10 protein-coding genes and 1 tRNA gene are annotated in these 14804 nt (G+C 68.3%); 4 read left to right on the top strand and 7 right to left on the bottom strand.

Annotated elements, in window-relative coordinates:
• Positions 1-99 precede the first annotated feature (99 nt).
• Positions 100-2190 (bottom strand): molybdopterin-containing oxidoreductase family protein, encoded by a 2091-nt coding sequence (locus tag BLR02_RS04305; protein WP_090660770.1) that lies wholly within the window; start codon positions 2188-2190, stop codon positions 100-102.
• A gap of 123 nt (positions 2191-2313) precedes the next feature.
• Between BLR02_RS04305 and BLR02_RS04300 the strand changes: the two genes are divergently transcribed.
• Positions 2314-3696: an L-serine ammonia-lyase gene (locus BLR02_RS04300; protein ID WP_090661559.1), complete on the top strand. Its 1383-nt coding sequence runs from the start codon at positions 2314-2316 to the stop codon at positions 3694-3696.
• 20 nt (positions 3697-3716) lie between these two features.
• Here the strand turns inward: BLR02_RS04300 and BLR02_RS04295 are convergent.
• A tRNA-Ser gene (locus BLR02_RS04295) sits at positions 3717-3803 on the bottom strand.
• Between the two features lie 54 nt (positions 3804-3857).
• Here BLR02_RS04295 and BLR02_RS04290 point away from each other — a divergent pair.
• Positions 3858-4853: a lipid A deacylase LpxR family protein gene (locus BLR02_RS04290; protein ID WP_090660767.1), complete on the top strand. Its 996-nt coding sequence runs from the start codon at positions 3858-3860 to the stop codon at positions 4851-4853.
• A 58-nt stretch (positions 4854-4911) separates the two neighbouring features.
• Here the strand turns inward: BLR02_RS04290 and BLR02_RS04285 are convergent, their stop codons facing one another.
• Genes BLR02_RS04285 through BLR02_RS28425 form a run of 3 tightly spaced genes read right to left on the bottom strand, consistent with a single transcriptional unit; the run spans position 4912 to position 7921 of the window.
• Positions 4912-5958, bottom strand: coding sequence for a sensor histidine kinase (locus BLR02_RS04285; RefSeq protein ID WP_090660764.1), 1047 nt, complete (start codon positions 5956-5958; stop codon positions 4912-4914).
• A 23-nt stretch (positions 5959-5981) separates the two neighbouring features.
• Complete coding sequence (locus BLR02_RS04280) at positions 5982-6416, bottom strand: response regulator (RefSeq protein ID WP_090562640.1); 435 nt, start codon at positions 6414-6416, stop codon at positions 5982-5984.
• Positions 6413-7921, bottom strand: coding sequence for a sensor histidine kinase (locus BLR02_RS28425; protein ID WP_176849366.1), 1509 nt, complete (start codon positions 7919-7921; stop codon positions 6413-6415). Before BLR02_RS28425 ends, BLR02_RS04280 begins: the two co-directional genes overlap by 4 nt.
• A 153-nt stretch (positions 7922-8074) precedes the next feature.
• Between BLR02_RS28425 and BLR02_RS04265 the strand changes: the two genes are divergently transcribed.
• Entirely contained in the window at positions 8075-10471 is a 2397-nt protein-coding gene (locus tag BLR02_RS04265; protein ID WP_456303759.1) for a 1-deoxy-D-xylulose-5-phosphate synthase N-terminal domain-containing protein, read from the top strand.
• Here the strand turns inward: BLR02_RS04265 and BLR02_RS04260 are convergent.
• A complete protein-coding gene (locus BLR02_RS04260) occupies positions 10468-11427 on the bottom strand; it encodes a TIGR03557 family F420-dependent LLM class oxidoreductase (RefSeq protein WP_090562646.1) in 960 nt (319 codons plus the stop codon). The two genes, BLR02_RS04265 and BLR02_RS04260, sit on opposite strands and share 4 nt — an antisense overlap.
• Positions 11428-11803: 376 nt before the next feature.
• Between BLR02_RS04260 and BLR02_RS04255 the strand changes: the two genes are divergently transcribed.
• Positions 11804-13159 (top strand): glycerophosphodiester phosphodiesterase family protein, encoded by a 1356-nt coding sequence (locus BLR02_RS04255; RefSeq protein WP_090660761.1) that lies wholly within the window; start codon positions 11804-11806, stop codon positions 13157-13159.
• Positions 13160-13200: 41 nt separating this feature from the next.
• Here the strand turns inward: BLR02_RS04255 and BLR02_RS04250 are convergent, their stop codons facing one another.
• Positions 13201-14712, bottom strand: a complete 1512-nt coding sequence (locus tag BLR02_RS04250; protein WP_090660758.1) for an aldehyde dehydrogenase family protein — start codon at positions 14710-14712, stop codon at positions 13201-13203.
• Positions 14713-14804 lie beyond the last annotated feature (92 nt).

Here is a 14804-nt window from a genome sequence, read left to right as displayed (position 1 = left end):
CACTTGCGTGCGGATCGCGGGCCTCCCCCGCCTCAATCGCTCAAACCCTCAAATTCCGGACCAAAACCGAGAATCTTCAAGGGTTTGGCAGGTTTCGGTTTAAGCGAGTTGAAGCGGTTTGAAGTCGTCCGAGGGAATTTCGGGCCGCAGCCAGACGGCGGTGTCGTGGAAGACGGCACCGCCGGCAGGCAGGGCGGGCTCGTCGCTCGTCAGCACGTTGATGCCGCAGGCCGCCCCGGCATAGGCATCGGCGGGCCAGACTCCCTCCGCCACCAGGGTGCCCGGCTGCTGGCCCGGTGCCCGCTGGGCATGCAGCACGACCTCGCCCCGCGCATTGCCGATGCGCACCGCCTCGCCTTCCGTGATCCCGAGCCGCGCGCAATCCTCCGGCGCGATGCGGAGCGTCGGCCGCCCCTCCCGGCGGAGCGCCGTCGGCGTCTCGGTGAAGGTGGAATTGAGGAATTGCCGGGCCGGGGCGGCGACGAGGCGGAAGGGCCGCTCCGCCGTGGCCGCATCCTCCAGCGGCAGGTGGTCGGGCAGGGGCGGCAGCCGCCCCTCCGCATCCCCAAGCGCCGCCCAGTCCGCGCGGAAGCGGAAACGCCCATCCGCATGGCCGAAGCCATCGAGGAAATGCGCCCGCTCGAAGGGCACCTGGATATCGACCCAGCGCCGCTCGGTCAGCGCCTCGGCGCCGGGATAGCCGGAGGCCCGCAGCGTGGCATCGGCCAGCTCCAGGCCGCTCATGCGGAAGCTTGGGTGGTCGAGGCCGAAGCCGCGGGCGAGGGCGCAGACCAGGTCGTGGTTCGACATCGCCTCGCCCGGCGGCTCGATCAGCTTGCGGCCGATCTGGACATGGCTGTGGCCACCCGCCTGGTAGATGTCGTCATGCTCCAGGAACATCGTGGCCGGAAGCAGGATGTCGGCATGGCGTGCCGTCTCGGTCAGGAATTGCTCGTGGACGACGGTGAACAGGTCCTCCCGCAGCAGCCCGGCGCGGACGCGGTTGCTGTCGGGGCAGACGGCGGCCGGGTTGCCGCTCTGCACCAGCAGCGCATGCACCGGCGGGCCGCCCTCGAGCGCCGCCGGGTCACCGGTGAGGATGCTGGCGATGCGGCTCATATCCAGCTCCCGCACCGCGGGGTCGCGCAGCGCCGTGCCCTCGATGAGCGACTTGTCCCACTGGTAGAGGTTGCGGTTGTTCCAGAGCGCGCCGCCGCCCTCATGCCGCCAGGCGCCGGTCACGGCGGGCAGGCAGGTGACCGCATGCATCGCCGCGGCGCCGCCCCGGCCCCGGGTGAAACCGAAGCCAATGCGGAGATAGGCGCGAGCCGTTCTGTTGTAGAGCCCGGCGAAGGTCTCGATCTGTGCCACCGAAAGCCCGGTGATGGTGGCGGCCCAATCCGGACCGCGGCTGGCGAGATGCGCCTCCAGCGTCTCGGCATCCGCGGTGTAGCGCGCCATGTAGGCGCGATCGGCAAGGCCGTCGCGGAAGGCGCAATGCATGACCGCACAGGCCAGCGCCGCATCGGTGCCGGGTCTCGGCGCGAGATGCAGGTCGGCGATGGCGGCGGTGCCGGTGCGGTAGGGGTCGATGACGACGAGCTTCGCCCCGCGCTCCTTCCGCGCACGCGTCACATGCGCCATGACATTGACCTGGGTTGCCACCGGATTGCCGCCCCAGACGACGATGAGGTCGGAGGCCGCCATCTCGCGCGGATCGGTGCCGGAGATGCGGCCGCAGCCCGCCATCCAGCCCGCGGCGGCGATCGACGAGCAGATCGTGCCCTTGCGGCCGGACCAGCGCATCGCGTGGCGCAGCCGGAAGACGCCGTCGCGGTTGACGAGGCCCATGGTGCCGGCGGAGCTGTAGGCCCAGGCCGCCTCGCTGCCATGTTCCGCGGTGACTGCGGTGAAGCCCTCCACCACGCGGTCGAGCGCCTCGTCCCAGCCGATGCGGCGGAATTGTCCGCTGCCCTTCGGCCCCGTGCGCAGCAGGGGGTGCGTCAGCCGGTCCGGATGGTGGATGCGCTCGGCATAGCGCGTGACCTTGTTGCAGATGACGCCGGCCGTATAGGGGTTGTCCGCGCCACGGACCGCGCCGATGCGGGCCGGGCCGAGAACCTCCACCTCGAGCGCGCATGTGCTCGGGCAATCATGCGGGCAGACGGATGGCCGGGTCTGGACGGTCATGCTGGGCACCTCCCTGCGGGCGAGGCTTGCAAGCCTCGCGCCAGCCCGAGCGGAAGTGTCTTGTCTTCGCTTGCCGGGGCAGCCTCTTATGGCCTTTGCATCGCCGGGGCCGCAATGCATCGCATGAGCCAAGCGACACCTGCCTGGATTGGCCTTTTCGACCTGTTCCGCATCGGGATCGGGCCTTCCAGCTCCCACACGGTGGGGCCGATGCTCGCGGCCGGGCACTTTGCGGCAGGACTGGCTAAACGGCCGGTGGAGCGCATCACCGCCGAACTCTTTGGCTCCCTTGCCCTCACCGGGCGCGGCCATGCCACCGATACCGCGGTGCTGCTCGGCCTTGCCGGTGCCCGCCCGGAGGACGTCGATCCGGATGAGGCGGCGGTGCTGGTGGAGTCGGTGCGGCATGCACGGCGCCTGACCCTGCCCGACGGGCGCCGGATCGGCTTCGACCCGACCGTGGATATTCTCTTCCGTCCGCGCGAGACCCTGCCTCTCCATCCGAATGCGCTGCGCCTGCGCGCGACCGCAAGCGGCGAGGCGGAGAGCGAAGGCGCCTATTACTCGGTCGGTGGCGGCTTCGTGCTGGACGCGGCCGGGCAGCCGCTCGGCGGGGCGGCGGGCAATGCGGCGGCGGTGCCGTATCCCTTCGGCGATACCGCCGAGCTGCTGGAGAGGGCAGAGGCCGCCGGCCTCACCATCGCCGGGCTGATGCGGGCGAATGAGACCAGCCTCCGCAGCCCGGCCGAACTATCGGCCGGCATCCTCCGCATCCGCGCCGCGATGCGGGCCTGCATCGACCGCGGCCTGCGTGGCGAGGGGGAGCTGCCAGGCGGCCTGCGCGTGCGCCGCCGTGCCCCGGACCTTCACCGGAGGCTCGAGGCGCGGGCGGCACGCAATGAGGCCGACCCGCTCGGGGCCATGGACTGGGTCAATCTCTGGGCACTCGCCGTCAACGAGGAGAATGCCGCGGGCGGGCGGGTGGTGACGGCGCCAACCAATGGCGCGGCCGGCATCATCCCGGCGGTGCTGCAGTATTATGAGCGCTTCGTGCCCGAAGCCGATGCCGCCGGGGTGGAGACATTCTTCCTCGCCGCCGCTGCGATCGGCGCCATCATCAAGCGCAACGCCTCGATCTCGGGCGCCGAGGTCGGCTGCCAGGGCGAGGTCGGCTCGGCCTGCGCCATGGCCGCCGCCGGCCTTGCCGCGGCGCTCGGCGGCAGCGACGCCCAGGTTGAGAACGCGGCGGAGATCGGGCTCGAGCACAATCTCGGCCTGACCTGCGACCCCGTGGCGGGTCTCGTCCAGGTGCCCTGCATCGAGCGCAACGCCATCGCCGCGGTGAAGGCGATCAATGCTGCCCGCCTCGCCCTGCATGGCGACGGGCGTCATCTGGTGAGCCTCGATCAGGTGGTCGCCACCATGCGGCAGACCGGGCTCGACATGTCCCACAAATACAAGGAGACCTCACTGGGCGGGCTGGCCGTGAACGTCATCGAGTGCTGATCGAACAAGACCGGCGCCGGCGGATGGGGTGGGATTCGAACCCACGGTGGGCTTGCGCCCACGGCGGTTTTCAAGACCGCTGCCATAGACCACTCGGCCACCCATCCTTTGCGCCCGGCGTCCGAGCGTCTACATCTAGCCTGCCTCCTGGGAAGGGACAAATGACCCGATCGGTTGCCGCCTTAATCCCCGCCCTTCTGTTGCTTGCCGGCACCGCCGCGGCACAGGACCTTCCAGCCCCGGACCGGCGTGGCTCTGTCAGCTTCGTGTCCGAGAATGACAGTTATGCCCGAAACACCGACCGTTGGTACTCCAACGGCTTCCGCTTCAACTGGGCCTCCGCCGAGGACAACCTGCCGGGGCCGATGGCGGCGCTCGACGATGCGCTGGGCAAGCTGTTCGGGCCGGCCCGCAGCCGCTGGGGGCTTGGCTTCGGCCAGAACATGTACACGCCGGTGGAAAAGCGGCTGAGCAACCCGGATCCGCGCGACCGCCCCTATGCCGGCTATCTCTATGGCGAGATCTCGCTCGACCGGCGGACCCAGACGACGCTGGACCGCTTCGGGCTGCAGGTCGGCGTGGTCGGGCCCAGCTCGCTCGCCCGGCCGACCCAGGACGTGGTGCATTCCATCCTCGGCGACCGCCAGGCGCGGGGCTGGCACTACCAGCTCCGCGACGAGCCGGTCTTCAACCTGAATTATGACCGCATCTGGCGCCTGCCCGTGGCCTCCTTGCCGGGCGGACTCGACGTCGATGCCCTGCCGAGCGTCACCCTCGCCGCGGGCACGGTGCAGACCTATGCCGGCATCGGCGGCCGCGTCCGCATCGGGCAGGGGCTGGACCGGGATTTCGGCGCACCGCGCATCCGCCCGACCATCGCCGACACGCCGGCGGCGGTGGGTGAAGGCTTCGGCTGGTACCTCTTTGCCGGCGCTGGCGGGCGGGCCGTGGCGCGCGACATCTTCCTCGACGGCAATACCTATCGTGACAGCCGCTCGGTGGACCACCGGACCTTCGTGGGCGACCTCGAACTGGGCGGCGCGATTTTCTGGCGCAATGTCCGGCTCAGCTACACGCAGGATTTCCGCAGCAAGGAATTCGTCGGACAGAGGAAGGATTTCGTCTTCGGCGCGCTGTCGCTCTCCGTCTCCTTCTGACGGTCCGCCCCCGCTGCCGGAGTGGGCCGTATGGCTTCCACCCCGGGGCGAGGCGAGGTCAGGCGAGGGCGAAGCGGATCGAGACCTCGGTGCCACCTGGGCCGGCCGATTGCTCGACGGCCCCGCCCACGCTTTGCGTCAGGCTTTCCACGATGCGCCGGCCAAGCCCGGTTCCGGCCGCCGGGGAATGGGCCGTGGCGCCGACTCCCTCGTCCTGCACCACCAGCAACCCATGGTCCTCGCGCTTCTCGAGGCGCACGGTGATCGGCCCTTCTTGCCCTGCGGGATAGGCGTATTTGAGCGCATTGGTCACGAGCTCGGTGACGATGACGCCGAGCGAGACTGCGCGGTCGGTCGGCACCTCGACCGCCTCGGCCTCGAGGGTGATGACCCGTCCGCCGACCGAGCGCCCGATCTCCTCCACCAATCCGAACAGGTAGTCGTGCAGCGCGACGCTGCGCACATCATCGGAGGTGTAGAGGCGGCGATGCACCTGCGCGACCGCGGCGATGCGGTTGCGCATGGCGGCCAATGCATCCCGTGCCGCCGGATCCTGCACCGATCCTTCCTGCAACCGGGTGAGCGAGGCGATGAGCTGCAGGCTGTTCGAGACCCGGTGGTTCACCTCGCGCAGCAGCATGGCGCGCTGATTGGCGAGTTCCTCGGCGCGGTCGCGCGCCTCGCGCACCGCGGCCTCGGCAGCGTCGTGTGCGCGCCGCAGCGCCTCACGCTCGATCGCGCTCTCGATCGCGGAGCGGAGCAGCAGCAGGAAATCTCCGCCCACCTCCTTGATGACGTAATCCGCCGCGCCGGCCCGCAGCGCGGCCACCGCGATCCGCCCCTCATCCGAGCCGGTGACATAGATGATCGGCGGCTGGTCCGGCAGCCGACGGAGCTCGACAAGGGTGTCGAGCCCATCCTGCCCAGGCATGTAGTGGTCGAGGCAGATGGCGTCGAAGCCACCCTCGGCCGCGAGTGCGACGCCGGTGGGGCCATCCGCCGCGGTCACCACGCGATAGCCATGCCGCTCCAGGTCGCGCTGCACCAGCCGGCGCAGGCCGGGTTCGTCGTCGATATAGAGGATGCGGCGGGAGGACGCGCTCATGGTCCGTCAGCTGGCCTCGGGCATCACGGAGTGGGCGGCACCTGGATCACGGCCAGGAAGAGGCCAAGCTGGCGGACGGCCTGGGCGAAGGTCTCGTAATTCACTGGCTTGGTGATATAGACGCTGCAACCGAGTTCATAGCAACGCCGAATCTCCCGCTCGTCATCGGTCGTGGTCAGCACGATGACCGGCACGGGGCGCAGCTGCGGATCGCCCTTCAGCTTCGCCAGGATGTCGAAGCCGCTCATATCCGGCAAATTGAGGTCGAGCAGCACCAGCAAGGGGCGGTTCTCCGGCCGGCCGTCGCCGACCAGGAAGTCGAGCGCGGCCGTGCCGTTGAGGAAATGCTTTACCTCGTTGAAGACACCAGCGCGCTTGAGATTCTTCTCGATCAGCCGGGCATGACCTTCGTCATCCTCGACCATGACGATGGTGACGGCCTGGGCGGCGGCGTTCATGCGATGGAGTCCTCTGGGCTGGGCGGCTGTGTGTTGGCCGGGGCAACGAGCGCCAGGGTGACGCGGAAGGTGGAGCCGAGACCGGGCGCCGAGCGGCATTCGACATCGCCACCGAGACGACGCGCAAGGGCGCGGACATGGGCCAGGCCAATGCCCTCTCCCGGCCTGTCCTGCCGGCCGGAGCGGCGGAACAGCTCGAAGATACGGCTATGGTCCTTCGGGTCGATGCCACGGCCGTTATCCTCGACCTCGACCACCACATGCCCACGGGCCGTGCGGCTGCGGATTGTGATGCGGCCCGGGCGCGCCGGATTGAGATACTTCACCGCATTGTCCACGAGGTTGCCGAAGATCTGCTCGACCGCCAGGCGGTCCGACCGGATCACCGGCAGGCCGGGGGCCACCTGTATGGTCGCACCCGCCTCGTCGATCTGGTGCTGCAGCGTGGCGACGATGCCCTCGATCAGCGGCTGCAGGGCGACCGCCTCCGGCTGCAAGTTGCGCCTGCCCTCGCGCGAAAGGCGGAGGATGGCGTTGATCAACCGGTCCATGCGCTGGGTGGAGGAGCGGATGAAGCCAACGGCCTCGGGGATATCCTCCTGCAGCGCGGCGCGGGCCTCGGGCGTAACCAGCTCTGGCGCCTCGGCCTCGGCCCTGGTGAGGAGCATGGAGAGCGGCTCGACCGCGGCCTCGAGCTCGGTCGTGAATCCCATGACGTTCACCAGCGGTGCTCGCAAGTCATGTGAAACAATATAGGCGAAGCGCTGGACCTCGTCATTCGCCGCGGCGAGAGCCGCCGTTCGTTCTTCCACCCGCGATTCGAGGGAGGAGTTGGCCGCGGTGACCTCCGCCTGGGCGGCCTCGAGCGCCCTGGTATAACGACGCGCCAGGATGCCGGCGCCGATCGTGACCCCGAGCATCAGCAGGAACGCCGCGCCTGCCCCAGCAAGCAGCAGCCGCCCGGTCCGCACGAGGTCGGCGCTGCGGGCATCGCCACGGGCCAGGCTGCGGGCCTCGATGCGGGCAATGGCGGCGCGGATGGCATTCATGCCCAGCCTGCCCCGATCCGTCAGCACGAGCGCCATGGCGCCGGCCCGGTCGCCGGCCTGGAACAGGGCGATGGTTTGCGCCAGCTCGGCAATCTTGGCTTCCGCCTGCTGCTGGAGCTGACGGGCGGCAACGGCGTCGCCACCATCCTCCTCGATCTGCTTCACGAAGGCGGGCATCCGGCGAGGCAGCGCCTCGATCGCCTGTCGGTAGGGCTCGAGATAGCGGTCCTCGCCAGTCAGCAGGTAGCCGCGCTGGCCCGTTTCGGCATCCTGGATGATGGAAAGGATCTGGCTGGCGGCAACACGGACATCCCGGCTTGCGATCACGCCCGTGGCAAAATTGCGGGTGGCCTCGACCAGCCAGACCATCCCCAGGCCCGAGGCGAGCACGGCCGCGAAGCCCACGGCCATCATCGCCAGGGAGATACGGCCGATGGTCGTCCTGGTGAGCGGCATGATGCCGGGGCAGCCTTTTCGAATGGAGCCTTGCGGATTACCCAGCCGCCCCGCCGGCCGCAAGCCGTGACGCCGAACAGTGAGCCTCGCCCCTTGCCGAGCCCAGGCCATCAGGGCCAGATGGGATTGTCCAAGCATACGGGAGGGCCTGTCGTGAACATCCTGGCCAATGGCGGGCCTAACCTGGTGCGGGCCGACCGCGAATCGGAAAGCGAGCGGCTCCGTCTCCTGCATGCGATCGAGCGCAAGCTCCTCTGGCTCTCGGCCTGGATGATTCACCACGCCAACCATGTGCGGCCAAGCCGGGATGGGCTGAAGGTCGGTGGGCACCAGGCCTCCTGCGCCTCAGTCATCTCGATCATGACGGCACTCTATTTCGAGATACTGAAGCCCGAGGACCGGTTGGCGGTGAAGCCGCATGCCGGCCCGGTCTTTCATGCGGTGAACACCCTCTTTGGCCGGCAGGACCCGGCGAGGCTGGCGACGCTGCGGCAGTTCGGCGGCATCCAACCCTACCCGTCGCGGGTGAAGGACGGCCCGGAGGTCGATTTCTCGACCGGCTCCGTCGGCCTCGGCGTGGCGCTGACGAGCTTCGGCGCGCTGGTGCAGGATTACGTCCAGCTGCACGGACTCGGCCGTCCGGGCGTGCCGCCCGGGCGGCACATCGCCATTGTCGGCGATGCTGAGCTTGATGAGGGGAATATCTACGAGGCGTTGCTGGAAGGCTGGAAGCACGATGTCCGCAATGTCTGGTGGATCATCGACTACAACCGCCAAAGCCTCGATTCCGTGGTGCAGGACCGGCTCTTCGGCCGGATCGAGGGCCTGTTCCGCGACATGGGCTGGAATGTCGTCACGCTGAAATATGGGCGGAAGCTGGAATCAGCCTTCGCGCGCGAGGGTGGCGAGTCCCTGCGCCGCTGGATCGATGATTGCCCGAACAGCCTCTATTCCGCGCTTACCTTCCAGGGCGGTGCGGCGTGGAGAGCTGCCCTGTTGACCGATCTCGGCCGCGAGGAGGGCATCCGCGCCATCATCGACCCGCTCTCCGACGAGGAGCTGGGCGCGCTGATGACCAATCTCGGCGGGCATGACGTAGCGGCTCTGCTCGAGGCTTTTCGCGCTCAGGATGCCGCGGGCGACCAGCCGACCTGCTTCATTGCTTATACCATCAAGGGCATGGGCCTGCCTTTTGCCGGGCACAAGGACAACCATGCCGGGCTGATGAGCAAGGAGCAGATGGCCGGCTTCAAGCGCGAGATGGGCATCGCCGATGGCGAGGAATGGCAGCCATTCGCCGGCCTCGACGTGCCCGAGCCGGAGCTGCGCGCCTTCATCGAGAGCGTGCCCTTCGCCCGGCCGCTGGCCGAGGAGGGACGGCGGCTGGCCTCCCCCACCGTGCCGGTGCCGGAAGCCTTCCCGCTGCCGCGCGTACCTGCGGGGCGGAAGCTCTCGACCCAGGCCGCCTTTGGCGAGGTGCTGGCCGAACTTGGCCGCGGGCAGGGGGCCGCCGCGCCCATCGCCAGCCGCATTGTCACCACCAGCCCGGACGTCACCGTCTCGACCAATCTCGGCGCGTGGGTGAACCGGCGCGGCGTCTTCGACCGTCACTTGAAGAACGACGTCTTCCGCGACGCCAAGCTGGCCTCCGCCCAACGCTGGGGCATGTCGCCGGAAGGGCAGCATATCGAGCTCGGGATCGCCGAGCAGAACCTGTTTCTGGTAATGGCGGCACTCGGCCTGTCGCACTCGCTTTACGGCGCGCGGCTCCTTCCGGTCGGGACGGTCTACGACCCGTTCGTCAACCGGGGCCTCGATGCCCTGATCTATGCCTGCTACCAGGATGCGCGCTTCATGCTGGTGAGCACGCCCTCGGGCCTGACCCTCGCGCCCGAAGGCGGGCAGCACCAGTCGGTCAATACGCCGCTCATCGGGATCGCCCAGGACCGGCTGGCGAGCTATGAGCCGGCCTATGCGGATGAGCTGAGCATCCTCATGCGCTGGGGCTTCGAGCACATGCAGAAGCCGGACGGCAGCGCCGTCTGGCTGCGCCTCTCGACCCGTGGGTTGGAGCAGCCGCAGCGCAAGCTCGATCCAGCGGCGGTTATTGCCGGCGGCCATTGGATGGTGCCGCCTGCGCCGGGCGCGCGCATCGCCATCGCCTATCAGGGACCGGTCGCGCCGGAGGCCCTGGCAGCCTTCGAGGAATTGCGCGGCGAGGAGCCTGGGGCCGGGTTCCTGGCCATCACCAGTCCGGATCGGCTGCATGCGGAGTGGCTGGAGGCGCGGCGCAAGGCGCGGAGCGGCTTCGGCCAGCCGAGCTGGATCGAGCAACTGCTCGCGCCTTTGGCGCCGGATGCCGCCCTGGTCACCGTGCTGGACGGACACCCGGCCGCCCATGCCTGGCTTGGCAGCGTGCGGGGCCAGCGCGTGGTCCCGCTCGGCGTCGACCATTTCGGCCAAGCCGGGGACATCCCCGACCTGTACCGCGAATATGGGCTGGATACCGACAGTATCCTCGATGCCTGCGCCCAGGCCTTGCTGGGCTAGGCCCGGCGCAGCGCCGGGGCCAAGGCGCGCTGGAAGAAGTCGAGAAAACCTGCCTGATCCGGCCCGATCTGGCTGAGGATCAGGTGGTCGAAGCCGGCCTTGCGGAACTTCTCCAGCACCTCCAGGTGCCGTGAGGGGTCGGGGCCGGCCGCGACGTTCTGCGCCATCATCTCGGGGGCGACATGCTCGGTCGCTGCGGCGAAGGCCTCCGTGCTGGGCAGCTCCGCCATCACCTTCCAGCCCGTGAGCGCCCAGCGGGAGTAGTGGCGGGCAGTCTTCAGCCCTTCCTCCTCGCTGGCGGCAAAGCAGACGGATACCTCGGCATAGCAGGGGCCCTTGCCGCCTGCTCCCCGATAGGCTTCGACCAACTCCGGCTTTGGCTCGGTGGCGATCAGCCCATCGGCCTTGTGAGCGGCGAGGCGGGCCGCCTCGGGGCCACCAGCGGCAAGGATCACCGGAGGCTTGCGCTGCGGCCGGTCGAATAGCCTGGCATGGTCCAGCTTGAGGTAGCGGCCGCGGAAATTGCTCAGCTCACCGCTGAGCAGGCCCTGAATGATCTCAAGTGCCTCGCCCAGCCGCTCATGCCGCTCGCCGACACCGGGCCAGCCCTCACCGGTGACATGCTCATTCAGCCGCTCGCCGGCGCCGAGACCAAGGACGAAGCGGTCCCCGCTAAGGATGGCGAGGGTCGCGGCGGCCTGGGCGATGATGGCCGGGTGATAGCGCATGATCGGGCAGGTGACAGCAGTCATCAGCCCGATCCGGCTGGTGGCCTGGGCCATGGCACCGAGCACCGACCAGGCAAAGGAGGCATGGCCCTGCTCCTCCACCCAGGGGGAAAAGTGGTCCGAGATGGCCGAAAAATCGAAGCCGGCCTGCTCGGCGGCGATCAGGTTCTGCACGAGGGCGCGTGGGTCATGCTCCTCCGCCATCAACTTGTAGCCCAGGTTGACCATGTGCTGTCTGCCTTGTCGGGGGGGTGATTCGGATGGCCTGCCAACGTGGCGGGTGCCGCATGGTTCGGTCTGCGCCAAGGGGACTTCCTGAGAGAGGCTCAGGAATGGAGGGCCACCGTGACGCTCTGGGAGCCGGGTAGGGTTCAGCCCTCAGCGGTCGGCAGCTAGCTCAGCCCATGCGTCCTGAAGCTGCCGAGTTCCCGGTATCTTGGCGCGACGAGGGAGCTTCGGACCATCGGTAGGACGCTCGACCTCAGCCTGATAGAATTTGGATACAATATAATATCGCTGTCACCCGGCCTTCACGGAGGTGTTGCGTCAGCCGCCTAGCCTCGGAGCAAGCGCTGCCTGCCTGCAGCCGGGGAAGGGGAACAGCATGAGTTCGTTCAACACATTGGATGGTGGGGTGCCGGAGGTAGTGGGCCACCGCGGGGCAAGCGGCTACCGGCCGGAGCACACCCTCGAAGCCTACAAACTGGCCATCGAGCTTGGGGCGGATGTGGTCGAGCCCGACATCGTGGTGACCAAGGATGGTGCGCTGATCGCGCGTCACGAGAACGAGTTGGGCGGCACGACGGATGTCTCGGACCGTCCGGAATTTGCCGACCGCGAGACGACCAAGATCATCGATGGCCAGGAGATCACCGGCTGGTTTGCCGAGGATTTCACCCTCGCCGAGATCAAGACGCTCTATGCGCGGGAGCGCATCCCGGAGGTACGGCCTGACAACACCGCCTATGATGATCTCTATTGCATCCCGACCCTCGACGACGTCATCAACCTGGTGAAGCAGGTGGAGGCGGAGACCGGGCGGGAGATCGGCATCATACCGGAGACGAAGCACCCGACCTTCTTCGCCCAGGAAGGCCGCTTTCTCGACGGCACGCCAATCCACCAGGACACCAGCCAGATGGTGATCGACGCGCTGGTCCGCGCGGAATTCACCGACCCGGAGCGCGTCACCATCCAGTCCTTCGAGCTGGCCAACCTGATCGACCTGCAGAAGGAGATCATGCCGGAGGCGGGCATCGACCTGCCGCTGGTGCAGTTGCTCGGCGGCTCCTACGACCTGGCCTTCAACTTCGACCCGGCCAAGGCCGCTCTCGGCGCAGATCCCACCATATACGACGAACTCGGCCTCGACCTCACCATGGAGAGCGCCATCAATGAGGATCTGCTGAGTGCCGAGGCGTTGCAGGCCATGGCGCGCGTCTATGCCGAGGCGATCGGGCCCTATAAGGATTACATCCGCCCGGTGGTGGAGCTTGAGACGCCCGTCGATGGCGATGGTGACGGCGTTGCCGAGATTACCCGCCAGCTCACCGGCGAAACCTCCTCGCTGGTCGAGGATGCTCATGCTGCGGGGCTTGAGGTCGTGCCCTATACGCTTCGCGCCGAGGAATCCTTCCTCTCCCTCAGGCCGGACGGCACCGTGGAGACGCTGACCGAGGAGGCGCGAGCCCTCATCAAGGCGGGCGTGGACGGCCTCTTCACCGACAACCCGGATATCGGCCGCGGCGCAGTGAACCAGGAATTCGAGGCGCATGGCTGGGAGGGCGCCGACTGGAACGCCATCGCCGCCGAGGCCACCCGGAATTTCGAGCGGACCGGCACCTGGTACGTCTCCGGCATCGGCTTCGGCGACCCGGATCGTGAGGCGGTGACGGATTGGGATGCGGTGGCCACTGAGGTCGAGGCGAATTTCGCCGCGACCGGGCAGTGGTTCGTCTGATCCGGTATCGGCGCGCCCCTGATCGGGGCGCGCCAGCCGGCTCAGCCCATATTCACCATGATGGTCTTCTTGTGGGTGAAGTGCTCGAGCATCGCCTCGAGCGAGGCCTCCTTGCCGAGGCCGCTGCTCTTCACACCGCCATAGGACAGGTTCGCCTGGACGACGAGGTTCTGGTTGATCTGGACGAGGCCGGCCTCCAGCCGGTGGGCCAGGTCGAGCCCGACCTTCAGGTTGTTGGTCCAGAGCGAGGCGGCCAGACCGAACTCGCTGTCATTCGCCTCGGCCAGCACCGCCTCCGGATCGTCGAAGGGGGCGATGACGGTCACCGGGCCGAAGATCTCCTCGCGTACCAGGCGGCTGTCGCGGCCGAGCCCGGTGAAGATGACGGGCTGGATGAAGAGGCCCTTCTTCAGCGCCTGGTCCTGCGGCATGGCGGAGCAGACATGGGCGGTGGCGCCGGGCGTTGCCTTGCCCTCCTCGATGAAGCCACGGACCTTCTCCAGCTGGCCCTCGCTCACGATGGTGCCGATATCGGTCTTCTCGTCGAGTGGGTCGCCCATCACCATGGCGTCGACGGCGGTCTTCATCGCCTGGACGAAGCGATCGAAGATCGGGCGCTCGACATAGATGCGGCTCGCCGCCGTGCAGCTCTGGCCCTGGCGGGTGAAGCGCATGGAGGTCAGTGCGCCATTCACCGTCTTGTCGAAGTCGCAATCGGCGAAGACGATCATCGGCGACTTGCCGCCGAGCTCCAGCGTCACCGGGATCAGCTTCTCAGCGGCGGCGCGGGCGACGATCTTGCCGGTCTCGACGCTGCCGGTGAAGGTGAGCTTCCGCACCAGCGGGTGCTCGACCAGTGGCGCGCCGCAATCCGGGCCAAAGCCTGACAGCATGTTGAAGACGCCGGGCGGCAGGATGCGGTTCATCAGCTCGCAGATGCGCAGCACGGCGAGCGGCGCCTCCTCGGCGCTCTTCACCACCACCGCATTGCCCGCAACGAGCGCCGGCGCCACCTTCAGCGCCATCAGCAGCATCGGCACGTTCCAGGGGATGATCGCACCGACGACGCCGAGCGGCTCCCGCACGGTGACGCTCAGCACATTGGGTGCGAAGGGCACGCTCTCGCCCTTCAGCTCGGAGCCCAGGCCGCCGAAGAATTCGAAGATGTCGGCGACGACGCCGGCCTCGACGCGGCTCTCGGTACGGAGCGCCTTGCCGGTCTCGAGGGCGATGAGGCGAGCCAGCTCCTCCTGATGTTTCTTCAGCAGGGCGGCGCACTGATAGACCAGGGCGCCACGCTTCCGCGCCGGCATCTTCGCCCAGTCCTTTTGCGCCTTGGCGGCGTTCTGCACGGCGGCATCGACATCGGCCGCATCGCCCTCGGCGGCGCGTGCCACCTCGGTGCCGGTCGCCGGGTTCACCACGGCGAAGCTCTTGCCGTTCCGGCCCGGCACATAGCCTCCGCCGATGAAGTGATGGCCGGAGAGCGCCTTCGCCAGCGCGAAGGGGTCGAGGCTGGGGGCCGAGGGGGTGGGCATGGGCCGGTCGAGCATTGGTTCCTCCCGGGTCGGGTGAGATGGGCCAGACCATGGGCCGCCGCCCCCGCAAGGGCAAGACGGGGACGCAAAACCCGGCTTCCTGCCCG

The sequence above is a fragment of the Belnapia rosea genome (genome assembly GCF_900101615.1).
Lineage (GTDB): Bacteria > Pseudomonadota > Alphaproteobacteria > Acetobacterales > Acetobacteraceae > Belnapia > Belnapia rosea.
Note: the sequence above shows the minus strand (reverse complement) of the source record. Positions and strands in the feature narration are given on the sequence as shown.